Source organism: Bacillus sp. ISL-4 (assembly GCF_018613275.1).
GTDB lineage: Bacteria > Bacillota > Bacilli > Bacillales > DSM-1321 > Peribacillus > Peribacillus simplex_E.
In genome coordinates this window covers 1-24,487 of record NZ_JAGGQN010000014.1, presented here as the reverse complement: position 1 = coordinate 24,487, position 24,487 = coordinate 1, and the positions used below count along the sequence as shown (strand labels likewise).

Genomic DNA, 24,487 nt, shown 5'->3' with positions numbered 1-24,487 from the left:
CTATCACTTTTCCGAGCTTTTTTGGAAGGGGATAGCCTTCTTTTTGAAGGTCGAATTAAGCTGGAGATAGGTCGAAATAAGCGGAGGAAGGCATATTAAGCTGGAAACAGCCCAAATTAAACAGAAGGAGAATAATAGCACTTGTGGAATGCAACATATGGCTACTGTGAAAATTTACTAGTTATAACCATTGTGGGCAGGGTATCAGAGTAGCATCCTGGTAAGGAGGGTTGTTTAAACATGTTTGGTCTCTCTGATATCATTAAATTTCTATTTTCCTTTTTTTTGATCATGCCAATCGTTACGCTGATACATTTGAGCGGGCATATTTTCTTTGTTACGATCTTTGGTGGATCAGAAAAGAAAATCTTGATCGGTTGTGGTAATAAACTTTTTGCTTTCCGGAACATAGAGGTGAGGAAATATTATTTTTGGAATGGGACTTGCGAGTTCAAGGGATTGAAACATGATAATCGGTTGACGAATACGCTGATATATTTAGGGGGGGCTATCTTTAATTTAATCAGCATGCTGATCATATATAGCTTAGTGTATCAGAATATCCTGGACAGCTCGGTGATCTGGTATCAATTCATCTATTTTTCTTTCTATATTATGTTTTTCTCCTTGTTTCCGATGTATTTCGCGGACGGGTCGCCTAGTGATGGGAAGGCTGCGGAATTGGCCTTGAGGAACAAGCTGGAAGATAGGGTGACGGATGATATATTTGTGAAGAAAATGGATGATGATGATAGCTGCAAGTAAAAAGGGGACGTGCTGATGACCGTTCTTTTTTTGTTTGCTTTCAGCTTTAGGAGAAATGCCTTTTACGCCTTTTATTATAAACCTAATCGACACGCTTATATTGATGCCGATTAGGTTGTTCGAATGGATTAAAGGCTCCGCAAAAAAATCATTTCCATACTTCTTTTGCTACATCAACGACGAGTTTCAGCTTTTCCCATTGCTGTTCTTCGGTCAGCTTGTTGCCGTGATGGGTGGAGGCGAAGCCGCATTGAGGGCTTAAGCATATTTGTTCGAGAGGAACGAAGTGCGAGGCTTCTTCAATGCGTACCTGAACAGCTTCCTTGTCTTCGATTTCTCCATTTTTTGAAGTGACGACACCCAGTACGACCCGTGCACCGCCATTTGGAATGTATTCCAATGGTTTGAAATCTCCTGAGCGTTGATCATCATATTCCAGGAAAAATCCATCCACTTTTTCTTTTGCCAATAAAGTTGGGGCGATACGGGCATAGCTTCCTTCAAACGCCCAAGTCGATTGGTAGTTCCCGCGACATAGGTGTGTAGTGACGACAAGGTCTTCTGGTTTGCCTTCCAATGCGCCATTAATTACGCGAAGTGCAAGATCGATTAACTGTTCTCTCGTATATTTTCCATCTTTGAACTGGAAATCCGGAGCTGAAAGTCTGGCAATATATACATCATCCAATTGAAGATAACGCACACCTGCTTCATAAAAGGCCTTCAAAGCATGCTGATACGCTTTGATGATATCATTAGCATAGTCTTCAATATCAGGGTAGATGTCTTCATTATGAATGCCTACAGCAAATAGTTGATTCGGACTGGGAATGGTTTGCTTGGCAACGGCGCGTCCGTTCACGATTTTGTTCAATTCAATGAAATCACGAATGAAGGGATGTTCAGGATTGAATGAAACCTTCCCGGTATTGCGGACGTTATATCTCTCTGTTTCCACACCATCGAACGTGAGACCTTTTTCAGTCACATATCCCTCGATGCCATTTAAATGTTCGAGGAAGTCAAAGTGCCACCATGTTCGTCTGAACTCACCATCCGTCACGGCCTCCAATCCAACTTCAATTTGTTTTTCGACAATCCGATTGATTTCTTCGGTTTCAACTTCACGAAGCCGCTCTGCTGAAATGGTACCTTCCTTAAATTGCTTTCTGGCAAGATGTAAACGTTCTGGTCTTAATAAACTTCCGACGTGATCGGCCCTGAATGGTGCCTTCGTTAATGTGATTGACATGTTGCATTCCTTCTTTCCTTTTAAAAATAAAAAACCTCTTCTTAAAAATAAGAAGAGGTGTTGGCAGCAAAGCTATATACTCTTCTTATCTTCAAGTTTTTACACTTCTGGAATTAGCACAGTACATGATCAGTCTGTTGCTGAGGCATCAAAGGGCCAGTCCCTCCACCTCTCTGGATAAGAGTTGTCTATTAAATTAATTAAGACTATACAGGTAGTTTTTATAAAGGTCAAGTATTGAAGGTGGAAGATTTCGAATATACCGATTATTAATATGGGTTGAAATGTTACCTACATCAGGGAACCCGGCATATGCTATAACCGTTCCGTATGAGCGGCAGGAGGGGAATGCAAGGGTGAGTACATTCAGTCCATTCAAAAATGGCATACCGATAACGGTAACTGAAGCCATGATAGAGAAAATCATAAGAATGAAATCATATGGTCAGGATATTAAAGTCGAGATTACGCCAAAGCATATAGTGCTTTCCGGAACGATGGAAGTGAAAAAAATGATGTTTAAGAAAAACGTAGCTTTTCGGATTACATTAAAACCGGTTCATGTGGAAAAAAGAACGATTTTATTTGAATTAGTGGAAATGGAACCAATTGACAGGAATTTTATCAACCAAAGGATATTTAACAGACCGCCGTTTTTTGAATTTGAAAAAAGAACGATCAAAATGAATGTTAATGCATGGAACATCGTGAGAAAAATTCCCGTTGGCACAATTAAATCGTATGAACTCGTAAAAGGTGCATTGAAAATGAAACTTACCTTATGATGGAGTTTACATACATCCTTAGCCGAAAACTATAAAGGGAGTGCCAGGTATGATAGTGTTATGGTGACATTGGTCATGAAAAAAATGTGTTTGATAAATCAAGCTCTTTAAAATATACTAAATGACTTGAAGTTTTGAGTTTTTCTGGGAATGAGGAGGATAATGATGGATCAGAAGATTTTGCCTGCTTCAGCAAGCATGAAGGATTTCGAAAGATTTTTAGAAAGTTCCTATGAAATTGGTGTGTTTCTTGATTTGCATATATCACAATTGAAAAACGTAAGTATGATGGCAAAGCAGCATAATAAGAAAATGATTTATCATGTCGATTTGATCCATGGCATAAGAAGTGATGAGTACGCGACAGAATTCATTTGTCAGGAATATAATCCATATGGGCTGATTTCAACTAAATCAAACGTTATATTGAAGGCGAAGCAAAAGGGGGTCATTGCCATCCAGCGAATCTTTCTAATAGATTCACATGCGCTTGAGAAAAGTTATAAGCTGGTGCAGAAAACCAAGCCGGATTATATCGAAGTATTGCCGGGCGCCATGCCATGGATGATAAAAGAAGTGAAGGAACGATTGCAGACACCGATTTTTGCAGGCGGCCTCATACGTACTTCGGATGAAGTCCTGAACGCCCTTGATGCTGGAGCGTCGTCAATCACCACTTCCAAAACTGAATTATGGGATATCGTTTAATAGGGGAAAATTGAAAAAAATCACAGAAAAATAGATTAATTTTTTACAAAATATTGACAGCGTTTTCATTACCTAGTATATTTTACTGTACAAGTTAATATATGTGACGGAGACTAGGAGATTCACAACAGATCTATTCATAATTTATTTTATGAAGATAGTTCTGCTGTGGATCTCCTTTTATTTGTGGCATGGTTTAAAAATTTATCAGGGGAGGGGTTTTATTCATGACTCCATTTTGGGGAGAAGTGGTAGGCACGATGATTTTAGTTTTATTCGGAGCAGGTATTGGGGCTGGTTCATCCTTAAAGGGTTCTTATGCAAAAGATGCCGGTTGGATCGTTATCACGATTGCATGGGGATTGGCTGTTACCATGGGTGTTTTTGCAGTGGGGTCCATAAGCGGCGCGCATTTAAACCCGGCAGTCACAGTAGGGTTTGCGATTATTGGGGAATTTCCTTGGAGTGATGTGCCCGGTTACATCGTTGCCCAAATGATTGGCGCAATCCTTGGAGCAACTCTAGTATTCCTGCATTATTTGCCACACTGGAAAGCTACGGATGATCCAGGAACGAAGCTTGGTGTGTTCGCGACTTCACCTGCGATCCCGCATACATTTTCAAATCTATTAAGTGAGATGATTGGAACTTTCATCCTTATTCTTGGTTTATTATTTATAGGTGCCAATAATTTTACAGAGGGTCTAAACCCATTCGCAGTCGGGTTATTGATTGTCGTGATTGGGATGTCTCTTGGGGGAACGACAGGATACGCGATTAATCCGGCCCGCGATCTGGGGCCGCGCATCGCTCACTTTTTGCTGCCGATACCGGGTAAAGGCAATTCCAATTGGGGCTATTCATGGATTCCGGTTGTTGGCCCGATTATTGGGGGTTCACTTGGTGCCGTTTGTTATAAAGCATTCTTTATGGGAGAAATAACAGCAGGATTTTGGTCTGTTTTGGGTGCAAGCCTGGTACTATTGATATTAGCCTATGCATTTGGTAAAAAACAGTCACATGAATTGGAAAGCAGAAATATTGCCAGTTAATTAAAAGGAGGGGCATACACAATGGAAAAATACATTTTATCATTAGATCAAGGAACAACGAGTTCGCGGGCGATTTTATTTAACGAAAAGGGGGAAATCGTTCATTCCTCCCAAAAGGAATTCACGCAGCATTTCCCTAAACCAGGCTGGGTCGAGCATAACGCCAATGAGATTTGGGGATCGATCCTGGCGGTCATTGCCGGTGTACTATCTGAATCCGGTGTAAAGCCAGAGCAAATTGCCGGGATCGGAATAACCAATCAGCGTGAAACGGCAGTCGTTTGGGATAAGGAAACAGGTACCCCTGTCTATAATGCGATTGTATGGCAGTCCAGGCAAACAAGTGAAATCTGTGATGATTTGAAGGAAAAGGGACTTAATGATCTATTCCGGGATAAAACGGGATTGTTGATAGATGCTTATTTTTCCGGAACGAAAGTGAAATGGATCCTCGATAATGTGGAAGGGGCACGACAAAAGGCGGATGAAGGCAAGCTGTTATTCGGTACCATTGATACTTGGCTGATCTGGAAGCTATCAGGAGGCAAGGCTCATGTAACGGACTATTCCAATGCATCCCGGACATTGATGTACAATATCCATGAACTGAAATGGGATGAAGAACTACTCGAGATATTGACTGTACCAAAATCAATGCTGCCGGAAGTGAGGCCTTCCTCTGAGGAGTATGCACGTACAATCGAATATCATTTCTTCGGCCAATCGATTCCGATCGCCGGGGCAGCCGGTGATCAGCAGGCAGCATTATTCGGCCAAGCCTGTTTTAATGAAGGAATGGCTAAAAATACGTATGGAACAGGCTGTTTCATGCTCATGAATACAGGAGCCAAGGCTGTCAGTTCCGAACACGGACTATTGACGACCCTTGCCTGGGGACTGAATGGGAAGGTCGAATATGCACTGGAAGGCAGTATATTCGTAGCGGGCTCCGCAATCCAATGGCTGCGCGATGGCCTGCGGATGCTTCATGATGCCAAGGACAGCGAAGCCTATGCAAAACGGGTGGAAAGTACCGATGGAGTATATGTGGTACCGGCTTTTGTAGGACTTGGAACTCCATATTGGGACAGCGAAGTGCGGGGAGCCGTTTTTGGTTTGACGCGCGGTACATCCAAAGAACATTTCATTCGTGCCACACTTGAATCACTGGCATATCAAACGAAGGATGTCCTTGATGCAATGGAGGCGGATTCAGGAATCGAGCTCCAGACATTAAGAGTGGATGGCGGGGCAGTCAAGAATGACTTCCTGATGCAATTCCAAAGCGACTTATTACGGGTGCCCGTCGAGAGGCCGACCATAAACGAAACTACAGCATTAGGTGCTGCATACTTAGCAGGCCTTGCTGTCGGGTATTGGAAGGATCAAGAAGAAATCTCCCAGCAATGGGCGGTAGACAAAACCTTTAAACACTCCATGGAAGAACAAAATAGTGAAAAATTATATGAAGGCTGGAAAAAAGCTGTACATGCCGCTATGGCATTTAAATAAAAAACAAGATGTATTCTTTCTCAAACGAGCTGGAGTATGCTATAATTAAATCAAGTTAATAACTCGGCCGGAGAACAGGAGAGACCATGAATGCGTTATCGTTAATTCGATAATGTCATTTATGGTCTCTTTTTTTGTTTTTAATGGCAGATTAGGGATATTAATATCTATATAAACTATGCGAACAAATGAACCAATTGAATATAATGACCAAACTCACGAGTAAAGCGTGTGAATTCACGAGTAAACGTGCAGAATTCACGAGTAAACCGAGCAAATTCACGAGTAAAGCGTGAATTCACGAGTAAACAGAGCAAATTCACGAGTAAAGCGCGTGAATTCACGAGTAAACGTGCAGAATTCAAAAAAAGAAAAAGAATGCAATACTTAAAGGAGGAGTCAGGCATGAGGTTTTCAAATATATATCGGGAAGAAACGATCGAACTTCTTAAAAAAGAGAAATATGATGTGGTTGTCATTGGCGGGGGAATTACCGGTGCAGGGATCGCCCTGGATGCAACGACCCGTGGAATGAAAGTGGCCTTGGTTGAAATGCAGGACTTTGCAGCAGGTACTTCAAGCCGCTCGACAAAACTTGTTCATGGCGGATTGCGGTATTTGAAGCAATTTGAAATAAAAATGGTTGCCGAGGTTGGTAAAGAGCGGGAAATCGTTTATGAAAATGGACCGCATGTTACCACGCCGGAATGGATGCTGTTACCGATGCACAAAGGTGGCACCTTCGGGAAATTCAGTACTTCCATTGGCCTTCGGGTATATGATTTCCTTGCGGGGGTAAAAAAAGCTGAACGCAGGAAAATGCTTTCGGCGGAGGAAACACTAAAACGGGAGCCGCTCGTTAAGAAAGAGGGACTGAAGGGCGGAGGCTACTATGTTGAATACCGGACAGATGATGCACGTCTGACGATTGAAGTGATGAAGGCGGCTGTCGATAAAGGGGCAACACCGATAAATTATACAAAAGTGGAAAAATTGTTATATGACAATGGCAAGGTGAACGGCGTCCAAGTTGCAGATTTACTTTCAGGTGATTCTTATGAAATATACGCAGACAAAGTTATTAATGCAGCAGGTCCATGGGTCGATTCCATTCGTGAAAAGGACCAATCGAAAAAAGGGAAAACGCTGAAGTTATCCAAGGGTGTTCATGTGGTCATCGACCAATCGAAATTCCCGTTGAAGCAGGCGCTTTATTTTGATACGCCTGATGGCCGGATGATTTTTGCCATCCCGAGAGCCGGTAAAGCTTATGTAGGGACTACGGACACTTTTTATGATGGTGATCCTGCAGTGCCGACCGTTACTTCCGAAGACCGTGCCTATTTATTAAAGTCGATACATTATATGTTTCCAGAAGTGAACATAACGGGTGATGATATCGAATCAAGCTGGGCTGGAGTGAGGCCGTTGATTCTTGAAGAAGGGAAAGATCCTTCTGAAATATCAAGGAAAGATGAAATTTGGGAGTCCGATTCGGGCCTTATCACGATTGCGGGAGGGAAATTGACCGGTTATCGCAAAATGGCAAAAACGACGGTCGACCTTTTGGCAGGGAAGCTTGCCCAGCAATCCAATAAAACTTACTCAGCCAGCAGTACTAAAGGCATGCCGATTTCCGGTGGGGATGTCGGGGGATCAAGCAACTTCTCCGATTATATCAAGCAACATATTCAAATGGGAGTTGACTCAGGGCTTGCAGTTAAGGACTCCGAAGAAATATTGGCCATGTACGGGTCCAACGCACCTGTGATATTCGATATCGCTAAAAGCGAAGGAGACGGAGGAGCAAGCAGTGGCCTTCCAAAGAAATTGTTCGTACAGCTAAAATACGCACTAAATCATGAAATGGCCGCAACTCCAGTGGATTTCTTCTTCCGCAGGACGGGGACGCTATTATTCGATATCGATTTAGTCCAAACGCATAAACATGGAGTGATCGATTATATGGCTAGATATTTTGGATGGACGGAATCAACAAAAATGGAGAGGACCAATCAATTGGAACGGGAAATATCGGGTGCGATTAGAGTATCTTGACCTATATGCAAAAACATGACGCCGGCGGAATCGCTGGTGTTTTTTTCATGGCCCTTTTCTTCTTTCGCTCATCATCCTGGCGGCACTCCGCAAAGTGGCAAACTATCAAAAGAGGAAATCATAGATTTCGTTCTTACTGGGACGCATAAAGTGAGTCCAGTAAAATCGTAACAAAGGAAAGAAACGGTTACCCTATAAAAAAATAGAAGAAACATGTAGAAGGAGAGAGGAAAACGGCAGACCTAGCCGCGTTTCTTCTCTCCTTAGCTTGTTGAATCTCCCGAACTCAAAAACCGGGGACGCTCTTTAAGATCTCTGCTTTATAAGCTGTAAATCGATGTATAGTTGCATTCTTGAATGAAAGTCATCAAAATCGATTGAGGTGAGATCGGTTATTTGATTCAATCTATATTTCAATGTGTTGGTATGAATGTATAGCTGTTCAGCTGTCGGTTTGATCCGGCAATTGTTAAACAGATATATTTCCAGTGTTTGAAGGAGTTTGGTTTGACTTTCCTGGTCCTTCTTTTGAAGTATCTCTAAATCCGTATTGATATAATTCGTTTTAGTATGATGGTTGGAGATCATTTCGAGGTAACGGAAAATCCCAAGCTTGCTATATTGGAAGGGAAGCTGTTCAGGTTCACCGATGAACTTGGCTGCGTTGATCACTACCAGGGCCTCGAGATAGGATTTTCTTAATTGAAGAATGGAAGAGTACTCATTTCCGATTCCTGGGAATACCTTTTTGTCATTGAATTGGGAAAGAACGGTGTTCGTTAAATCATTGGCGCTATCGGTAAGCAGGTCTTTCCCTTTTCCGTTGCTGCCAATCAAGACGATGATCTTCAATTGGTTTGTGAATACATGTGTAAAATGATTCAATGCATTGGCGAATAGACTGACTGTATCCGCTAATTCATCGAAATGTTCAGCATCGGATTGAGCGATGGTAAAGACATTGACAAGGAAAGTTTCCGGAATGAGAAGATTCATATTGGCGGCTTCCCATTTTATTTGATTTTCCGTTTGATAGACTTCGTCAATGACCTTTTGATAAAACTCATTTTTTTCCTCATCTTTTTTCATGTTTATCTGTTTTTTCTGATAAAGGAGCTTGCCGATATGATGGGAAACTTCATGTAAAAATTCCAAATCGGAATCAGTCATCATTTCCGTTTCTTGGACCCAAATGAAACCGAAGACCTGTCCTTTGTGAACGGCGCTCACAACGACTCTTTGATTTAATCCGATTTCCTCGATTTGTTTCACCCTGAATGGATGCTCAACGGTTTTAAGCTGTTCGACAATGCCCTCATCCATGAATTTTTCCAGAATTGGAATCGGCCAATGCTTTGTGAAGATCGTTTGCCGATTGGCTTGGTCGAAGTGTTCGATATAATATGAACTATATGCCAGCAATAAAAATTGATCATTTTCGATGACGACTGGTTTTTTTAAATAAGTGCTGACCATATCCGTTATATCGTTGATGTTTGTGAGAGTCAGGATTTTTTCTAATGACATATATGGCCCCCTGTAGTTTTTTGAAGTGTATGACAACTTAGTATAATAATACTTTTAAAGTTATGATGTGTATAGGGGCAAGAACAAAGAAGGAACGGTATATGTAAAAATACCGTTCCTTTTAAGGGGATTTATTATTGTTTTAATGTTCTTTCGAATTCTTCGAATTGATCTTCCACTTCTTTTGATGGTTTCGCTGTAAGAAGACTGACCAGGACGATGGCAATCAAGCTTGCGCCAAAACCAGGAATCATTTCATAAAGCGTATCGGATAATCCGGCCATGGACCAGAAGATTACAGTAGCGGCACCAACGACCATCCCTGCTAAAGCTCCCCATCTTGTCATGCGTTTCCAGCAGAGGCTTAGTAAGACCAATGGACCGAATGAAGAACCGAATCCAGCCCAAGCATACCCGACAAGTCCAAGGATCGTGTCATTTTTCTCCCAAGAGAGAATAAGCGCGATGATTGAAATGATCAGTACAGAAAGTCTGCCGAGGAAAACAAGTTCTTTATCTGAAGCGGAACGACGGAAGAAGGTTTTGTATATATCCTCGGTTAAAGAGCTGGCTGTAACCAAAAGCTGCGAAGAAATCGTGCTCATGACGGCTGCCAGTATTGCTGAAATCAAGAAACCAGTAATGAATGGGTGGAATAGTATTTCCCCTAACTCTATGAAAATCGTTTCAGGATCAGCTAACTTCAGGTTGTTCTGGGAATAATACGTGATTCCGATGAATCCAGTCAACATCGCACCGACACTGGAGAAAATCATCCAGCTCATCCCGATATTACGTGCTTTCTTTATTTCCTTAACAGAACTGATTGCCATAAAGCGGACAATGATATGAGGCTGTCCGAAGTAACCCAGTCCCCAGGCAAACAATGAGATGATGCCTAAAAAGCTCGTCCCTGTGAAAATGTTCAATAGAGCTGGATCAATGGAACGTGGCGTGTCGATCGAAGGACCGAAACCGCCAACATGGAAAAGAGTGACGATCGGTACAAGAACCAGGGCAACGACCATGATGATTCCTTGAACAAAGTCTGTCCAGCTTACTGCCAGGAATCCGCCGAATAAAGTATAGGCGACGACGACACCTGTCAAAATCCATAAACCTGTATGGTAATCAAGGCCAAAAGTACTTTGGAATAAAACTCCGCCGGATACCATTCCGGAAGAAACGTAAAAGGTGAAGAATATCAGGATAACCAATGCCGAAATGAGCCTTAAGATCCGTGAGCCCTCGCCAAAGCGATTTTCCAGGAAAGCGGGGATCGTAATGGAGTTATTGGCGACTTCCGTATAAGTTCTCAATCTTGGTGCAACATACAGCCAGTTCGCATAGGCTCCTAACGTGAGACCGATTACAATCCAGATGGAACTTAGTCCTGTTGCGAACATGGCACCAGGCATACCCATTAAAAGCCAGCCGCTCATATCCGCAGCACCGGCGCTTAATGCAGTGACAGCAGGACCAAGACCCCGGTCGCCCAGCATATAATCATTTAAATTGGAAGTCCTTTTGTAAGCGAAGTAACCGATGAAAAGCATGCCAGCCATGTATATGCTGATCGAAATTATTAATGCGTAATCCATAAAAGACTCCCTTCAAGTTGAAATAAATTAATTTTTTGTTTTAAAAGAGGAAGCAACCTATTTGTCACTTCCTCCATTTAACCTCATTTTGGTTTCCGTATCCATAATGGGAGATACATAACCATAGTGTGTTTCAAATCATCTTCAAATTGCTTTATCGAACATTATCAGAATGTTTCGGACGTTGTTTTGGCTTGCATATGAAGCTGCAAGTAGTCCGGTCCGCCTGCCTTGGAATCGGTTCCTGACATGTTGAACCCGCCGAATGGCTGATAACCTACGATTGCACCAGTACAGCCGCGGTTGAAATACAAGTTCCCCACATGGAATTCTTCGCGTGCTTTTTCCATGTTAAGGCGATTTGTCGTAATGACAGCCCCAGTCAAACCATATTCAGTGTTATTGGCGATCTCAAGAGCTTCGTTAAAGTCCTTCGCTTTTGTGAAGGCAACGACTGGTCCGAAGATTTCTTCTTGCATCAAGCGGGCTTGCGGATCAACATCAGCAACGATTGTCGGCTGAACGAAGTAGCCTTTAGAGCTATCTCCTTCTCCTCCAGTCAGAATGCGTCCTTCTTGGTTCCCGATTTCAATATAGCTCATGATTTTGTCAAAAGCAGCTTGATCGATAACTGGACCCATGAAATGATTTTCTACAGGATTACCAACTGTTAGTTGTTTTGTTAATTCAACAGCGCGATCTAATACTTGATCGTATACGTCTTCTACGATGACAGCACGGGAGCATGCAGAACATTTTTGTCCTGAGAAGCCAAATGCAGATTTTACGATCGATTGAGCGGCCAATTCAAGATCTGCCTCTTTGTCGACGACCATCGTATCTTTTCCGCCCATTTCAGCAATGACACGCTTCAGCCAAATTTGGCCTTCGTTCACTTCTGAAGCACGTTTGTAAATGCGCAGACCTACATCACGTGAACCTGTGAAGGAAATGAAACGTGTTTTAGGATGATCAACCAGGTAGTCGCCCACCTCGGCTCCGCTTCCTGGAACGAAATTCAATACACCTGCTGGAAGGCCGGCTTCAAGCATCACTTCAACGAATTTCGCAGCAACGATAGGAGTAGTCGAAGCTGGTTTCAAAAGGATTGTGTTACCAGTAACGATAGCGGCAACAGCTGTACCTGCCATGATCGCAAATGGGAAGTTCCAAGGAGAAATGATGATGCCTACCCCTAATGGAATGTAATCATAGCGGTTGAATTCACCCGGACGGCTTTGAACAGGCACACCATCTTTAAGCGTCAGCATTTGACGAGCATAGAATTCAAGGAAATCGATCGCTTCCGCTGTATCCGCATCAGCCTCATTCCAAGGTTTTCCCGCTTCTTTCGTCAATAACGCAGAGAACTCATGCTTGCGTCTGCGAATGATGGCAGCCGCTTTGAACAAAACGTCAGCACGGATTTCCGGCTTCACTTTTTTCCAGCTTTCAAAAGCGGTAACAGCTTCCTGCATGGCTTTTTCAGCAAGATCCCTGTTCGCTTTCGATACTCGGCCGATGACCTCTTGCTTATCTGCAGGGTTATATGAAACGATTTTCTCATCAGTCGTTACTTTCTCTGCCCCGATATAAAGAGGGTAGTCTTGCCCTAAGTAACCTTCAACAGTTTGAAGTGCTTCCTGATATGCTTTTTTGTTTTCCTCGTTTGTAAAATCAACAAATGGTTCGTGTTTATATGAAATCATTGATAATCACACCTTTTAATAGAATTTTTGTAGCATTAGTAATGTTGAATGTATATTTAGCTTCTGACCATCCCTTTGAAGGCAAAGGCAATATTGGATGGCCTTTCTGCAAGCCTTCTCATGAAGTATCCATACCAATCCAGACCATATGGTACATAAACGCGCATTTTGTAACCTTGCTTGACCAATTCGTATTGAGTTTTATTTCTCATGCCATAAAGCATTTGAAATTCGAATTGTGTATTTGGGATGTCGAACTTCTTAGCCAGCTCTTTTGTATATTCGATGATATTGTCATCATGTGAGGCAATGGCCGTATAATTTCCGTTAAGAAGACTTTGCTTAATCAACTTTTTATAGTTTTCGTCTACATCATCCTTTTCGGGAAAAGCCACCTCGGCAGATTCCTTGTAGGCACCCTTTACGAGACGCAGGAATGGCTTATATTGGCCAAGGTCCTCCAAATCCTTCTCTGTGCGGAATAAATATGCTTGTAGAACAGTACTTATGCAGCTGTATTTTTCTTTGAACTGTCTAAAGATATCGATAGTTGCCTGACAGCGAACTTCATCTTCCATATCGATCGTGACCATGACTTTATGTTTTTCGGCTGTATCAAGAATTTTCGTCATATTCTCAATCACGAGTTTATGATCGATATCAAGTCCCAAAGAAGTCATCTTCAGAGAAACCTGTGAATCAAGTTTTTCCCTGCTGATCATTTCGATGGTTTCGATGCATTCTGCCGTCCGTTCCTGAGTCACTTCCTTAGAATCAACGAATTCCCCAAGATGGTCTACTGTAACCGACAGGCCGCTATTGTTAAGTTGTTTAATGAATTTAATGGAACTTTGGAAATCAGTTCCCCCAATGATCTTTCCAGCAGCAAAATTTCCTCCGCTTTTTTTAGCAATATTATTAAGCAGATTATTTTTAGATAAAAATAAGAAAAAGTCCCTTGTAATGGCTTCCATATAAAGCGCACCCCCTAAGAAGATGTATTTCAATAAATTAAGCTTACGGTTTTTCGACAATATTCTCAATGTTCTAAAAAAACAATAATTCTGTCATTTGTTTGTCGGTTTTGGACAAATGAAAAGGTTTACATTGTTTCTTGTATGTTCGGATGAAACGAAGGTTTATATTTTAACTTAAAGAGAAACGCTAGAGGTAAAGCCTTTATTAGTAAGCAATGATGTGAATGACATCAATAAATACGTTCAAAAGTGGCGACTCGACCATAATCATCCAATGCGTTATAATGAACCTTATTTAACAGAATGGGGCAAAGGCCAAAAAAAAAACGATAAATGAAAGATGTAAAATGGATGTAAAACCATAAAGTTAAGTCGCATCGGCAAGCCGGGGAGGATAAGGAATGATGCATGCTGTACTTGAAGAACTTAGAGAAACATCAGGATTGATAATAGGATTAATCTTGGCCCTGGTAATAATGGGTCTGATCGGTTATGCCCTTACGAATGTACATGAATCAATTGTGTCACCTGTGGTTCAGTTCATAAAGAAAATGGTTAGTCGTAAATAACTTAAGCGGAATACATAACCTTTTGTCCCTAATCGATAACAAGCCGTTGTTTAAAGAAATCCCTGCAGGGTTTGTCTAAAAGGGACAAAGGAACCGCAAGATATATATATCATCTGAAAACCCCCGCTCCTAATGGAAGTGGGGGATTTCAGACTGTAGACAAATTCTGAAGAAAAGAGAGTTTGTCTTTTTTTATTTAAAAATTACAGTTGGTTTCGAAAATCCGCTCCCTTTCCGCCGACTGTTTGCCCAGCCTCATCAAAGCAAGCGTCTGTGGGGTCTCGGCTGGCCAGTTATTCGGCAGGAGTGTCGCAAATTTCTTTAATCTAGTAGGTTTCAGCCGTATAAAAAAATAAAAAATATAACCGAAGAAATCATGGTATTGATTCCTTGGCAAAAGCGTGCAAAGGATTCTGGACCATTCCGAACCCTATTTATTGAAAAACTGAAAACGTCTGCTCCTAATGGAAGTGGGGGTTTTTAATTTTTAAATTCGGTGGATGTTGTTGAATCTCATTTAAATCTTTTTTACCTAATAATTTCTTCCACGGAAACTCTACGGACATAAGTGAACTTTGAAAAGTTGGGGGAAGATGGACAAGCAGTATCAGGCAATGATTTCTTTTTAGGTGACTTCAAAGTGGGGGGGCGCTTGGGTTATGGGGGCATGGATAAGGAGAGCATGAACAAGAATTGAACAAATGCATTTAGCCCCGGCCGTTACGCTAGGGCCCTTTTTGTTTACAAATCAAAGTAGTCATCTGCCTTTGCGCCAGCATCTATGCTTCGAACTGCCTTCATGATTTTCTTTAAAACCCCGGCTGACGGTACATACTTAGGATCGCTGCAAACTCTGCTTATCGTATTACGAGAGATTCCTGACTCACTTACAAATTCCTCTTGAGTATATCCGTGCTTATCGATTAATTTACCGACCTTGCTCCGCAGCTTTCTCTTCCCGAATCTAAACATTTTGATAACCTCCTAGAATCATTTACTAGCAGTCTAGTCCAACTTTCACAAAAATATACACATAGTTTCGCAAATATTTGGTATACAAACGGTTGGTCGGAACAAACCCATATTTGAAAAGTTATGACAGATTGTATGATGAAGCTCTAAGCTCTTTGAATTTATTTCCATTTCCATTATAATAGTATTTGTAAGCTAACAGACTGGATAAGGTAAGTAAATGGTGAATTCATATGTTACTTAGGAGGGAATCATGGGAAGATTAGTTCATTTCGAAATTCATGTGAATGACATGGAACGGGCAAAGAAGTTTTATGGAGAGGTATTTGGATGGTCATTTCAAGATTGGAGTGAGTATGCAGGAATGCCTTACTTTGGAGCGGTAACTGGCGATGAGAAAGAACTTGGGATCAATGGTGCTTTGATGCAGCGTCAAAGTGCTCCGCCGGATATAAACCAAGCATTAAATGCATTTGCTTGTACAATGGGAGTGGAAAATTACGATTTAACTGAAGCTAAAATTATTGAGAATGGCGGCAAGGTCGCAATGCCCAAATATGCCCTGCCTGGTATGGCTTGGCAAGGATACTATATTGATACCGAAGGCAATATATTCGGAATTCATCAACCCGATGTGAACGCAAAATAGAGTTGATTATAGGTGAATTAAAACATGAAATTACAAGATACGGAAGCCATGCTTGAAATTGTACGCAATATCTGTCTTGCATTACCCGAAGCTGTTGAACATATTGACGGTTTCGGTCATAATACTTTTAAAATTAATGGAAAATCCTTCGTGATTTCAGGTGAAAGCGAGAAGGGATTTAGCTTGTCGTTCAAGTCAGACCGGGAAACTCAAGAATTATTGCTACAGAAAGAGAATTTTTTCAAAACCCCATATATAGGACATCACGGTTGGGTTTCTATTCAAAATCCGGATAGCGAAGACTGGGATGAATTGACCTATCTAATTAAAGAAGCCTATTTACGTGCGGCACCGAAGCGTTTGGTTAAGAAATGGAATGAGTTGCATAAAAAGTGAAGAAAGGCGGACGATCTGCCTTTCTTTATTTTTTAGGTTCTTTTATCAGCTTTACAGGTACTGATAGACAAAAATGTCCTTATCTATACGCATAAAGTTTAAAGAAAAAAGCTCCTATTCTATTGGACAGGCCAAGAGAGTCTGTGTAAAAGAGACTCCGGAATTTCCAAAATATAAAGAGGCATTGTTGTCTCTCATCAGAAGAAAGTTTAAAATTAATTTCAGTTTTTTTACAAAAGATTGATGACTATCTGCTTGTATCATGAAATAAGCAGCTATCTTCAAAAATCGCGAGTATCAATCAGGTTTGATTGACGGAAAGGTGGTGTATGGTTGAAGTGAATGTTGAATCTTTTTTTTCTGAGAACATTAAAGCGGCACTTAAGAATGATCCGCCCGGTGCATGGATGCCAGAACTGCCAGATGGTTGCATTCGCTTGAGTTCAGGCTATCCTGATCCTGCTCTTGTTCCTGCTGAGGAGCTCAAGGCAGCTGTAGCCAGACTTCTTGATGAGGAGCAGGATTTGCCGCTCCATTATATCGGAAGTCCAAGAATTGCAAGACTAAAGCATCAAATCCAGAATAGATTGGGAGAGCGTGGAATTTGCATTTTGGAAGATCAGCTTTTGATTACATCAGGAGCTTGCCAGGGGATTGATCTTATTGCCCGCGTCCTTCTTGATGATAAAGCGGTCGTAGCGGTAGAGTCTCCCACCTATATGGAGGCTTTAGAGATTTTCCAAAACTATACGAAGCAGATTATTAGTATACCTATAGATGAACAGGGACTCCAAACGTACCGATTAAAAGAAATGCTGGATGAAAGGAAACGTACAGGTCTAACCCTCCCGCGTTTTCTATATACAATCCCAACCTTTCAAAATCCAACTGGGACGACTATGACAATTGAGCGCCGGAAGCACTTATTGGAGCTTTCCATCGAGTTTGATTTCCTCATAATAGAGGATGATGCATACGGAGAATTATCCTTCGATAAAAATCCGGTGCCAATAAAATCTTTGGATAAATGCGGACGAGTCCTCCAAGTTGGGTCATTATCCAAGGTTGTTGCTCCAGGAATGCGGATTGGATGGATAGCGGGAGAAAGTGAATTCATTAAGGCTTTAGAGTGGTTTAAAAAAGATTTAGACCATCCATTTGCTCAAAGTACAATGGCTGTATACTTAGAAAATACCGATTTTGACAAGCGGCTCGTCTTTCTAAAAGATGTGTATCGTTCAAAATGTACTGCGTTAATCCGTGCGATGGAACAATTTCTTCCAGAATCCGTTTCCTGGTATGTACCAGATGGTGGTTACTTTGTATGGATGAGAGTTCCAGGTGTTGATACGTCGCATCTATTATCACAGGCACTAGCTGAGGGTGTTTCATATATTCCAGGGAAATACTTTTTCTTGGATCAAAACGATGGAACCGAGTTTCTCCGGCTCTCGTTCAGCTATGCCAATGAGAAAGAAATAAATGAGGGAATTCGAAGATTAGGACAGCTTATCGCATCTTTTTTTCATAGATTGCCCTGAAGGATTGTAAGATAGTTAATCATTGCAATGGTTAACACTCCAAGCTATTTCGAAGCTTTTTTTTATTGAATTTGAATGCGCCTGCTTCCGTAAAGGAGGTAGGTGCATTTTGTTAATAAAAGGATTCATTAACTCCTTCGCGATGTATTTCCAAACATGCAAGAAGAAGTGGCTTTATCCGCTCGTTTATTTTCTTTTATGCCAAAGAAAAAACCCTTGCTACGCAAGGGTTTTCGGATATGGAGCATAGCGGGATCGAACCGCTGACCTCTTCGCTGCCAGTTATCATCTATTACGAAATTAAGCGTCAAGTCTTTTGAAAGTCAATAGTATCAACGAAAGTCAACGACAAGTCACACGTCTATTTATATCGTTAGGCTGTTAGCCGCAATAGTATGGTGCTTATATCTCCGATTTATTTGCAAAGAAATGACCAATGACCCAATTATTCGCCCTCGAAATCAGTTACACCCCAAGTTTGGTCATAATCATATCCGTTTAAGTAGATATCCAAATCGTGAAACAATCGGTGAAGTTGAACCATTGCGTCACGATTATCTTCTTTGAATACGACGTTCGCATATTCCTCGATTTTCTTGAAGTCAGCCGTTATTTCTTTGTTCTTCACTTTTGCACCCTTCAACGCTTGAAGCACGTCTTCGGCATTCGCTCGTTGTGACCTATAATCCGCCGAATTAACGCCACCATATCCAAGCGTATCGTTCAAGAATGAATGAGTATTCGCAATGAACGTGTGACCGTCCCCGCCGTCCGCCAATGTTACAACGTCCATTGCAATCGGTGTGTTCACGACTTCTTGGTCAACGTCTTGGGGGATGTCCCCTTCGTCCGCCGCCGCTGTTTCATGTTTCTTTTCGATCGCTTTATAATCATGGACGTTTTCTAATACTGCGAAAGTTCCCCAAGTACCCAATCCGACAACAATTGCAATCCCCAATATCCAACCGAGAATTTTTTTCCCTTTCATGCAAATCGCCCCTATGTAATATCCCTTTTTAACCGTAATATAAATAGATTCATACTTTAAGGAATATTCAAAAAATAAAAAACGCGCAAAACCGTCATGAATTGATTCTTTATCCTTACGACTAACTTTTCGATAATGGTTTCGACGTTGGATTCATTCTTTGCTAATTCGTCCAGATACTTCGTTGCTTGGCTTTTCAGATCAAGCGATTCTTCCAGTGGGAAATCTAACTTCGACAATACCATTAAAGCATTGTATTAATGAATTCGGTCAATCGGCCTACCCGCGTAGAAACCAAACGGTTCAAGGTTGGGGGCTTCCCCTTCATTCATTAGTCGAATATGTGCTTCGATTTCTTGAACAAGTAGTCGGTCAGACAAATACTCCTTGATTATCCGATTCTCCTTTGATTGATTAATTTCTTCTATTACGATTATTTATCGTAAAGAAAAGACGTGTTATCGGGTTGGTGGTATAGCTGTTATTCGTTCAAGTCAACGAAACAAACAAGTCAACGAAAACGAAAAACGTCACGAACGTTGTCGTGACGTTGATTTCGTATAAAGTATGGAGCATAGCGGGATCGAACCGCTGACCTCTACGCTGCCAGCGTAGCGCTCTCCCAGCTGAGCTAATGCCCCGAATTGAGGTACAATAATTATTTTATCGGATTTTGGTGAAAAGTCAATATTAAATATGAGATTTTTGCAAAAATGATAAAAAAACCGTTTGAGGGCAGTCAAACGGATCAGACTATAGACTTGATGAATCGAGTGACCTACAGTTTTTTGTTTATACGATTGAGACCTGCCACAAAATGTAATCATTACACCAATAAAATCGAAAGAAGGAGGGATGGTTCTTTTCATTGGCCTTTTCAACATTAGAGAGGCAGCCAGCTATCATTAAAGGCAAAAAATCATTAATACTAAATAATAATTGAATTTGATCTTGTTAATCCATCCCTGGGTTTATTTTTCATCTGTTCAAAAATATCAAGGGCGTTTATGTGTTCCTGACTCCTTGTTCTTGCCCTTATTCCTCAAAAATCTTTTTTTTCAATACATACCAGACATTATTGACGCCTTGTCCATTTATATCACCTGCCTGTTTATCTTTCACATAGTAATAAAGTGGATGCCCTTTATATGTTGTTTGTTTTTGTCCGTCATCTCTTATGATTGTTTTAAAGTCTTTTTTGTCGAATCCTTTATTCGAGATGATGTTATCGGCAAGGAATGGCGGCCAAATTTCAAGACATTGGCCTTTGCAATTACTGACATTAGAATCATCTTTTGTGAAGTGATAAAGTGTCATTCCGTTTTGATCTGCCACATACTTTCCTACTTCGTCAGATTCTAGTGTTTTAAGCTTATATTTTTTTGGCTTATCCTGAATTATATCCGTGATGGCGTATGTTTTAGCATCAACAAGTGCAATGGAGAGATCCCGATTCAATACATAAGCCTGATCTCCGTCATGGCTAAAGACAATTGCTTGCCTTGGTTCTTTGAAACCCCCAATTGTTTTAACTACGCGGTGATCAGCGACATTGATCACGTCAATCGTATTATCAGCTTTGTTGCTTGCGAAGAGGAGTTTATCATCAGGCGATAGAGCCGCGCCATATGGCTCACGTCCCACTTTTATTTCAACCTTTATATTACCGTCTAGCGTATCAACTGCGGAAATGCTGTTGCGTCCGCTGTTTGCGGCATATAATGTTCCTCCATCAGCGGTAATCGAGATTCCGCGAATACTGGAAAACCCTAATATTTCACGAATGATTTTTTTTGTGGTGGCATCAACGATGGACACTTTATCTCCTTGAAAGTTCGTGACAAAGATATATTTTCCGTCTGAAGAGACTTTAATGCCTTGCCTTGGTTGGGCGAAACCTGTAATGACGTCAATGGGTTTTCGTTTTACCAAATCGACGACCGTGACGGAATTGTGTGCTTGATTGTTCACATACATTGTCTTTCCATCCGGACTGACAGCAGTCCCGAATGCACCTGGACCAACGACAACTTCATCTTTCAAGGTGAAATTTTTAATGCTGTAAAATCGAAGTGTACCGAGCGTACTATCTGAGACGACAAACTCTGAACCGCCATCAATAAATACGATGTTTCTCGGTGATCCGAAGCCGTCAATCTTTTTGCGCAACTTGCCTTTGGCGAGATCATAGACCAGGATGGAGTGTTCACGGCTATCTGAGACAATCGCTATTTGCTCATCAGGACTTACGGCAAGGGAATTGTTGGTGATGTGGGTGTCGAAGCCTGTCCCTAATACCGGGCTTTCACCTTTAGTAGAAGAAGCACCAATTACATTCGGTATAAAAACCACAAATAGTAAGGGGATAATCCATATACTTATTAACTTCATTTTTTTAAACATTACTCACCTCGGAAAATTATTTCTTGATAATTGTTTAATTCCTGTCAATATCTTGCTGGTTGTCCTGCCCGCCTTCCTTTGGAATGTTTAATCAAGCCGGAGTTCGTCCTTTCACTATATATAAACGTATAGAGAAGGATATCGGTTTGAATATTTTGCGAAAAAATATATGTATGTAGTGGATCCGTAAAATAAATAATGGATCAGGCCACAGTGAAGTCACGTAACACTAGACTTTCTCACTGACCTGTCCATATATGCATGGTGTTGGATTTTGATGCTAGAGATAAAGCCTGAGGATTGCGGAAGTTTCGATTGGTTTATGCAGGCAAGACTTAGCCAATAATCTTAGAGGATGCTCAATTGGACTTTGCCAAGGTTAAAAAGTGGTCTAACATAGTTGACTCGTAGAGGTTCGATCTCTTAATATTGTGGGAAATTAAAAGGGGTTCGGAATGTTTAATTCCGAACCCCTTTTATCTAGTGAACTGTTTGAAGGTAGTCAAATGGTTTTTTTATCATGTATTTTCGATCTCTACCCTTTTAATCTCCTTGAGATTGGAGACGGTGTAATACACTTCCGATGTTCTGACTTTTTGATCGACCAGAACTTTAAGTGTCAAAAGGTGGTTGTCATTTGCCACATCTTTGATTCTAAGGTTTTTGATGAATATTTTTTCGTCTTTGATTTTTTTCAGTACGATGGCAATGTCATCTTTATTTTGTACGACCAGCTGCAGAAAGATTTCTTTTTGCCGTAACTTCATCGGTCCGAGCCAGGTGACGATTGCGGGCACCAATTCGACACTTATGATCAATAGGATGACGCCGGCTATTGCTTCGAGAAAAAAACCTGCTCCAACGGCGATTCCGATTCCTGCCGCTCCCCAGATGATGGCGGCTGTCGTTAATCCGGATATGCTGTTGTTGTCCCTCCGGAGGATGACGCCTGCACCGATAAAGCCGACGCCGGAAACGATCTGAGCCGCTAGACGCAAGGGGTCCATTGTGATATTTACGTCGTTGCTCCCCGGGAACTTATAAGCGGATTCCATGGAAACGATCGTTAATAAACAGCTGACGATTGAAATGACCAGACTTGTTTTTAATCCAACGGGTTTTCGTTTCATTTCTCGCTCTAGTCCGATAATTAGTCCAAGGAGAGCTGAAATCCCCAATTTGATAAGGATTTGCAGTTCTGATTGAGGGTCGAATGTCCATTCCATTTTGTTTCACCACTTCCGAATTATTATCGAATAATAAGATCGTCTGTTGCCATATACCCGTTTTCTAAAAAAAACTACCCTAATAATTTTAACATAGTAGAATAGAGTTCAATGAAACGTAATTCCGTTGAAAGGAGGAATTTAAGTCAAATGCCAAAATTGAATCCTTATGTAGCGTTAGCGATTGGAGTGGCATCCGTATCGTTTTCGGCCATCCTTGTTAAATTGGCGACCGCTCCATCGGGTGTTATCGCCTTTTACCGTTTATTATTTACTGTCCTTCTTATGTTGCCGGTGTTCTTGGTGAAATACCGTCATGAACTTAAATTCATTAAAAAAAAGGATTGGCTGTATTCGATTGCGGCAGGAGTGTTTTTGGCTTTCCATTTTATTTTATGGTTTGAATCGCTTAATTACACATCGGTCGCGAGTTCAACTGTGCTTGTCACCCTCCAGCCTTTATTCGCTTTTGCCGGAGCCTACCTGTTTTTTAAAGAAAGGTTTTCAATGAAGGCGATATTGAGCGGCGTCATTGCGATAGCAGGCAGCCTTGTCATTAGCTGGGGTGATTTGAGAATCAGCGGTATGGCGCTTTGGGGAGATATTCTTTCGCTTATCGCATGTGCGCTGGTAACCGGATATTTACTGTTTGGTCAAAATGTTCGAAAACGCATCTCCTCTATAACATATACTTTTGTCGTGTATGCAATCAGCACTATCGCATTGTTCTTCTATGTGATCTTCAAAGGAGAGGCATTGGCGCCTTATCCTGCTTCCGATTGGATCAATTTCGTTTTGCTTGCCATTTTCCCGACTTTATTAGGGCATTCTTTATTCAATTGGTCGCTAAAGTGGTTAAGCACTTCGACGCTTTCGATGGGAATTTTACTTGAACCGGTGGGAGCGACAATTCTGGCTTACTTCATATTAGATGAACCGATACTCTGGACGCAGGTCCTTGGAGGTACCATCATATTGGGTGGTTTGATGATGTTCTTAAAGGATGAAAAGAAAAGCAAGGTAAATAAAGAAGCCCAAGTTTCCGTATAAAAGCAGTAAGTCTCCCGACTTACTGCTTTTATTTAATAGGGGTGAAACAAATAGGTGATCCGTGTGAAAATCAAAGCAAAAGTAAAGCTGAATAAAAACGTCGTACCATTTACCTTGCCTTTTTCTCTGCTGAACTTGATGGCTTCATAAAAAGCGGTGCTGAATAAGTAAAGGGCCATACAGTAAGAAATGAGTAATCCGATTAATGCGAGATTCATTGCTTCACCTCATGGAAAAAAGATATCTATATATGTCTATTTGTGTTTCAGTGGAAATATGCTTCGTTTATTGATAATACATGAGCTTGGCCCGGAAACAGGGAAAGGGTGTGATGGTGATGTAAAGAATATATAGAAGAGAATAGGTTGAAATGTTTTTTTTTGAAAAAGTTTTAAAAAACGTATTGCAAACATTTTTAGTACATGGTATATTATTTCTTGTCGCTAAGACAGCAACTTAAACAACTAACAAGTTGGAAAAAACATTTTAAAAAAAGTTGTTGACGAAACGTGACAGAATGTGTTACATTATAGAGGTCGCTTCTGAGAGAAACGACAACAAATTGCTCTTTGAAAACTGAACAAAACAAAGCGCCAACGTTAAATTTTAAGTGAGCACACACTATCAAAAAAGCAAATGAGCAAGTCAAACATTTCTTCGGAGAGTTTGATCCTGGCTCAGGACGAACGCTGGCGGCGTGCCTAATACATGCAAGTCGAGCGAATCGACGGGAGCTTGCTCCCTGAG

24 protein-coding genes, 1 tRNA gene, 1 rRNA gene and 1 riboswitch are annotated in these 24,487 nt (G+C 41.2%); of the genes, 13 read left to right on the top strand and 13 right to left on the bottom strand.

Translation table 11 applies throughout. From position 1 onward, the window contains the following. Nucleotides 1–240 precede the first annotated feature (240 nt). On the top strand, nucleotides 241–765 hold the full coding sequence (locus tag J7J00_RS12675; protein ID WP_214791087.1) for a hypothetical protein: 525 nt from the start codon (nucleotides 241–243) through the stop codon (nucleotides 763–765). A gap of 148 nt (nucleotides 766–913) precedes the next feature. Here the strand turns inward: J7J00_RS12675 and J7J00_RS12670 are convergent, their stop codons facing one another. Further along, nucleotides 914–2,017, bottom strand: coding sequence for a 5-methyltetrahydropteroyltriglutamate--homocysteine S-methyltransferase (locus tag J7J00_RS12670; protein WP_214791085.1), 1,104 nt, complete (start codon nucleotides 2,015–2,017; stop codon nucleotides 914–916). A gap of 82 nt (nucleotides 2,018–2,099) precedes the next feature. Next, a riboswitch (SAM riboswitch) is annotated at nucleotides 2,100–2,201 on the bottom strand. 100 nt (nucleotides 2,202–2,301) lie between these two features. On the opposite strand from J7J00_RS12670, the gene J7J00_RS12665 reads away from it, so the two are divergent. The 4 genes from J7J00_RS12665 (at nucleotide 2,302) to glpK (ending at nucleotide 6,074) form a co-directional block, all read left to right on the top strand. Then, complete coding sequence (locus tag J7J00_RS12665; protein ID WP_214791084.1) at nucleotides 2,302–2,802, top strand: hypothetical protein; 501 nt, start codon at nucleotides 2,302–2,304, stop codon at nucleotides 2,800–2,802. Between the two features lie 165 nt (nucleotides 2,803–2,967). Beyond that, entirely contained in the window at nucleotides 2,968–3,510 is a 543-nt protein-coding gene (locus J7J00_RS12660) for a glycerol-3-phosphate responsive antiterminator (protein ID WP_061465361.1), read from the top strand. A gap of 227 nt (nucleotides 3,511–3,737) precedes the next feature. Next, a complete protein-coding gene (locus tag J7J00_RS12655) occupies nucleotides 3,738–4,562 on the top strand; it encodes an MIP/aquaporin family protein (RefSeq protein WP_214791082.1) in 825 nt (274 codons plus the stop codon). A 21-nt stretch (nucleotides 4,563–4,583) separates the two neighbouring features. After that, entirely contained in the window at nucleotides 4,584–6,074 is a 1,491-nt protein-coding gene (gene glpK, locus J7J00_RS12650; RefSeq protein WP_214791080.1) for a glycerol kinase GlpK, read from the top strand. Between the two features lie 176 nt (nucleotides 6,075–6,250). Here the strand turns inward: glpK and J7J00_RS12645 are convergent, their stop codons facing one another. Next, nucleotides 6,251–6,439, bottom strand: coding sequence for a hypothetical protein (locus tag J7J00_RS12645; RefSeq protein ID WP_214791079.1), 189 nt, complete (start codon nucleotides 6,437–6,439; stop codon nucleotides 6,251–6,253). Between the two features lie 40 nt (nucleotides 6,440–6,479). Here J7J00_RS12645 and J7J00_RS12640 point away from each other — a divergent pair, with 40 nt between their 5' ends. Continuing rightward, nucleotides 6,480–8,132 carry a glycerol-3-phosphate dehydrogenase/oxidase gene (locus J7J00_RS12640; protein ID WP_214791078.1) on the top strand — a complete coding sequence of 551 codons (1,653 nt, stop codon included), beginning with the start codon at nucleotides 6,480–6,482 and terminating at the stop codon, nucleotides 8,130–8,132. Nucleotides 8,133–8,438: 306 nt separating this feature from the next. Here the strand turns inward: J7J00_RS12640 and J7J00_RS12635 are convergent, their stop codons facing one another. The 4 genes from J7J00_RS12635 to J7J00_RS12620 form a co-directional block, all read right to left on the bottom strand. Next, the gene (locus tag J7J00_RS12635; protein WP_214791077.1) at nucleotides 8,439–9,659 is read right to left on the bottom strand and encodes a PucR family transcriptional regulator; all 1,221 of its coding nucleotides are present in this window, start codon (nucleotides 9,657–9,659) and stop codon (nucleotides 8,439–8,441) included. A gap of 134 nt (nucleotides 9,660–9,793) precedes the next feature. Further along, nucleotides 9,794–11,260 (bottom strand): sodium/proline symporter PutP, encoded by a 1,467-nt coding sequence (gene putP, locus J7J00_RS12630; RefSeq protein ID WP_214791076.1) that lies wholly within the window; start codon nucleotides 11,258–11,260, stop codon nucleotides 9,794–9,796. Between the two features lie 167 nt (nucleotides 11,261–11,427). Then, nucleotides 11,428–12,969, bottom strand: coding sequence for an L-glutamate gamma-semialdehyde dehydrogenase (gene pruA / locus J7J00_RS12625; protein WP_214791075.1), 1,542 nt, complete (start codon nucleotides 12,967–12,969; stop codon nucleotides 11,428–11,430). A gap of 56 nt (nucleotides 12,970–13,025) precedes the next feature. Beyond that, on the bottom strand, nucleotides 13,026–13,943 hold the full coding sequence (locus J7J00_RS12620) for a proline dehydrogenase family protein (protein ID WP_214791074.1): 918 nt from the start codon (nucleotides 13,941–13,943) through the stop codon (nucleotides 13,026–13,028). A 404-nt stretch (nucleotides 13,944–14,347) separates the two neighbouring features. Here J7J00_RS12620 and J7J00_RS12615 point away from each other — a divergent pair, with 404 nt between their 5' ends. Both J7J00_RS12615 and J7J00_RS28005 read left to right on the top strand, forming a co-directional pair. Beyond that, nucleotides 14,348–14,515, top strand: coding sequence for a hypothetical protein (locus J7J00_RS12615; RefSeq protein WP_214791073.1), 168 nt, complete (start codon nucleotides 14,348–14,350; stop codon nucleotides 14,513–14,515). Nucleotides 14,516–15,083: 568 nt separating this feature from the next. After that, nucleotides 15,084–15,212 carry a hypothetical protein gene (locus J7J00_RS28005; RefSeq protein WP_286201320.1) on the top strand — a complete coding sequence of 43 codons (129 nt, stop codon included), beginning with the start codon at nucleotides 15,084–15,086 and terminating at the stop codon, nucleotides 15,210–15,212. 44 nt (nucleotides 15,213–15,256) lie between these two features. Here J7J00_RS28005 and J7J00_RS12610 read toward each other — a convergent pair whose 3' ends face one another. Further along, nucleotides 15,257–15,487, bottom strand: coding sequence for a helix-turn-helix transcriptional regulator (locus J7J00_RS12610; RefSeq protein WP_214791071.1), 231 nt, complete (start codon nucleotides 15,485–15,487; stop codon nucleotides 15,257–15,259). A gap of 253 nt (nucleotides 15,488–15,740) precedes the next feature. Here J7J00_RS12610 and J7J00_RS12605 point away from each other — a divergent pair, with 253 nt between their 5' ends. From J7J00_RS12605 to J7J00_RS12595, 3 genes are all read left to right on the top strand, one after another. Next, nucleotides 15,741–16,136, top strand: a complete 396-nt coding sequence (locus J7J00_RS12605) for a VOC family protein (RefSeq protein WP_214791070.1) — start codon at nucleotides 15,741–15,743, stop codon at nucleotides 16,134–16,136. 24 nt (nucleotides 16,137–16,160) lie between these two features. After that, a complete protein-coding gene (locus J7J00_RS12600) occupies nucleotides 16,161–16,532 on the top strand; it encodes an MmcQ/YjbR family DNA-binding protein (protein WP_214791068.1) in 372 nt (123 codons plus the stop codon). Between the two features lie 338 nt (nucleotides 16,533–16,870). Beyond that, nucleotides 16,871–18,073 carry an aminotransferase-like domain-containing protein gene (locus J7J00_RS12595; RefSeq protein WP_214791440.1) on the top strand — a complete coding sequence of 401 codons (1,203 nt, stop codon included), beginning with the start codon at nucleotides 16,871–16,873 and terminating at the stop codon, nucleotides 18,071–18,073. A gap of 445 nt (nucleotides 18,074–18,518) precedes the next feature. On the opposite strand, the gene J7J00_RS12590 is transcribed toward J7J00_RS12595, so the two are convergent. From J7J00_RS12590 to J7J00_RS12570, 5 genes are all read right to left on the bottom strand, one after another. After that, the gene (locus J7J00_RS12590; RefSeq protein WP_214791066.1) at nucleotides 18,519–19,061 is read right to left on the bottom strand and encodes a hypothetical protein; all 543 of its coding nucleotides are present in this window, start codon (nucleotides 19,059–19,061) and stop codon (nucleotides 18,519–18,521) included. Nucleotides 19,062–19,117: 56 nt separating this feature from the next. Then, the gene (locus J7J00_RS12585) at nucleotides 19,118–19,306 is read right to left on the bottom strand and encodes a hypothetical protein (RefSeq protein ID WP_214791065.1); all 189 of its coding nucleotides are present in this window, start codon (nucleotides 19,304–19,306) and stop codon (nucleotides 19,118–19,120) included. 323 nt (nucleotides 19,307–19,629) lie between these two features. Beyond that, nucleotides 19,630–19,702: transfer RNA gene (locus J7J00_RS12580), tRNA-Ala, on the bottom strand. Nucleotides 19,703–20,096: 394 nt separating this feature from the next. Beyond that, the gene (locus J7J00_RS12575; RefSeq protein ID WP_214791064.1) at nucleotides 20,097–21,464 is read right to left on the bottom strand and encodes a beta-propeller fold lactonase family protein; all 1,368 of its coding nucleotides are present in this window, start codon (nucleotides 21,462–21,464) and stop codon (nucleotides 20,097–20,099) included. Between the two features lie 518 nt (nucleotides 21,465–21,982). After that, a complete protein-coding gene (locus J7J00_RS12570) occupies nucleotides 21,983–22,690 on the bottom strand; it encodes an MgtC/SapB family protein (RefSeq protein WP_214791063.1) in 708 nt (235 codons plus the stop codon). A 150-nt stretch (nucleotides 22,691–22,840) separates the two neighbouring features. Between J7J00_RS12570 and J7J00_RS12565 the strand changes: the two genes are divergently transcribed. Then, nucleotides 22,841–23,740, top strand: coding sequence for a DMT family transporter (locus J7J00_RS12565; protein ID WP_214791062.1), 900 nt, complete (start codon nucleotides 22,841–22,843; stop codon nucleotides 23,738–23,740). A 32-nt stretch (nucleotides 23,741–23,772) separates the two neighbouring features. On the opposite strand, the gene J7J00_RS12560 is transcribed toward J7J00_RS12565, so the two are convergent. Then, complete coding sequence (locus J7J00_RS12560) at nucleotides 23,773–23,958, bottom strand: hypothetical protein (protein WP_098372326.1); 186 nt, start codon at nucleotides 23,956–23,958, stop codon at nucleotides 23,773–23,775. A 436-nt stretch (nucleotides 23,959–24,394) separates the two neighbouring features. On the opposite strand from J7J00_RS12560, the gene J7J00_RS12555 reads away from it, so the two are divergent. Further along, nucleotides 24,395–24,487 (top strand): 16S ribosomal RNA (locus J7J00_RS12555); the annotation flags it as partial.

Excerpts from the sequence above, each read along its gene's own strand:
- J7J00_RS12640 (WP_214791078.1), top strand. The coding sequence starts at position 6,480 with ATGAGGTTTTCAAATATATATCGGGAAGAAACGATCGAACTTCTTAAA.
- J7J00_RS12590 (WP_214791066.1), bottom strand. The coding sequence starts at position 19,061 with ATGAAAGGGAAAAAAATTCTCGGTTGGATATTGGGGATTGCAATTGTT.
- J7J00_RS12575 (WP_214791064.1), bottom strand. The coding sequence starts at position 21,464 with ATGTTTAAAAAAATGAAGTTAATAAGTATATGGATTATCCCCTTACTA.
- pruA (WP_214791075.1), bottom strand. The coding sequence starts at position 12,969 with ATGATTTCATATAAACACGAACCATTTGTTGATTTTACAAACGAGGAA.
- J7J00_RS12660 (WP_061465361.1), top strand. The coding sequence starts at position 2,968 with ATGGATCAGAAGATTTTGCCTGCTTCAGCAAGCATGAAGGATTTCGAA.
- J7J00_RS12565 (WP_214791062.1), top strand. The coding sequence starts at position 22,841 with ATGCCAAAATTGAATCCTTATGTAGCGTTAGCGATTGGAGTGGCATCC.
- J7J00_RS12615 (WP_214791073.1), top strand. The coding sequence starts at position 14,348 with ATGATGCATGCTGTACTTGAAGAACTTAGAGAAACATCAGGATTGATA.
- J7J00_RS12665 (WP_214791084.1), top strand. The coding sequence starts at position 2,302 with ATGTTACCTACATCAGGGAACCCGGCATATGCTATAACCGTTCCGTAT.
- J7J00_RS12600 (WP_214791068.1), top strand. The coding sequence starts at position 16,161 with ATGAAATTACAAGATACGGAAGCCATGCTTGAAATTGTACGCAATATC.
- J7J00_RS12675 (WP_214791087.1), top strand. The coding sequence starts at position 241 with ATGTTTGGTCTCTCTGATATCATTAAATTTCTATTTTCCTTTTTTTTG.
- J7J00_RS12655 (WP_214791082.1), top strand. The coding sequence starts at position 3,738 with ATGACTCCATTTTGGGGAGAAGTGGTAGGCACGATGATTTTAGTTTTA.
- J7J00_RS12620 (WP_214791074.1), bottom strand. The coding sequence starts at position 13,943 with ATGGAAGCCATTACAAGGGACTTTTTCTTATTTTTATCTAAAAATAAT.
- putP (WP_214791076.1), bottom strand. The coding sequence starts at position 11,260 with ATGGATTACGCATTAATAATTTCGATCAGCATATACATGGCTGGCATG.
- J7J00_RS12635 (WP_214791077.1), bottom strand. The coding sequence starts at position 9,659 with ATGTCATTAGAAAAAATCCTGACTCTCACAAACATCAACGATATAACG.
- J7J00_RS12570 (WP_214791063.1), bottom strand. The coding sequence starts at position 22,690 with ATGGAATGGACATTCGACCCTCAATCAGAACTGCAAATCCTTATCAAA.
- J7J00_RS12610 (WP_214791071.1), bottom strand. The coding sequence starts at position 15,487 with ATGTTTAGATTCGGGAAGAGAAAGCTGCGGAGCAAGGTCGGTAAATTA.
- J7J00_RS12560 (WP_098372326.1), bottom strand. The coding sequence starts at position 23,958 with ATGAATCTCGCATTAATCGGATTACTCATTTCTTACTGTATGGCCCTT.
- J7J00_RS12605 (WP_214791070.1), top strand. The coding sequence starts at position 15,741 with ATGGGAAGATTAGTTCATTTCGAAATTCATGTGAATGACATGGAACGG.
- glpK (WP_214791080.1), top strand. The coding sequence starts at position 4,584 with ATGGAAAAATACATTTTATCATTAGATCAAGGAACAACGAGTTCGCGG.
- J7J00_RS12670 (WP_214791085.1), bottom strand. The coding sequence starts at position 2,017 with ATGTCAATCACATTAACGAAGGCACCATTCAGGGCCGATCACGTCGGA.
- J7J00_RS12585 (WP_214791065.1), bottom strand. The coding sequence starts at position 19,306 with ATGGTATTGTCGAAGTTAGATTTCCCACTGGAAGAATCGCTTGATCTG.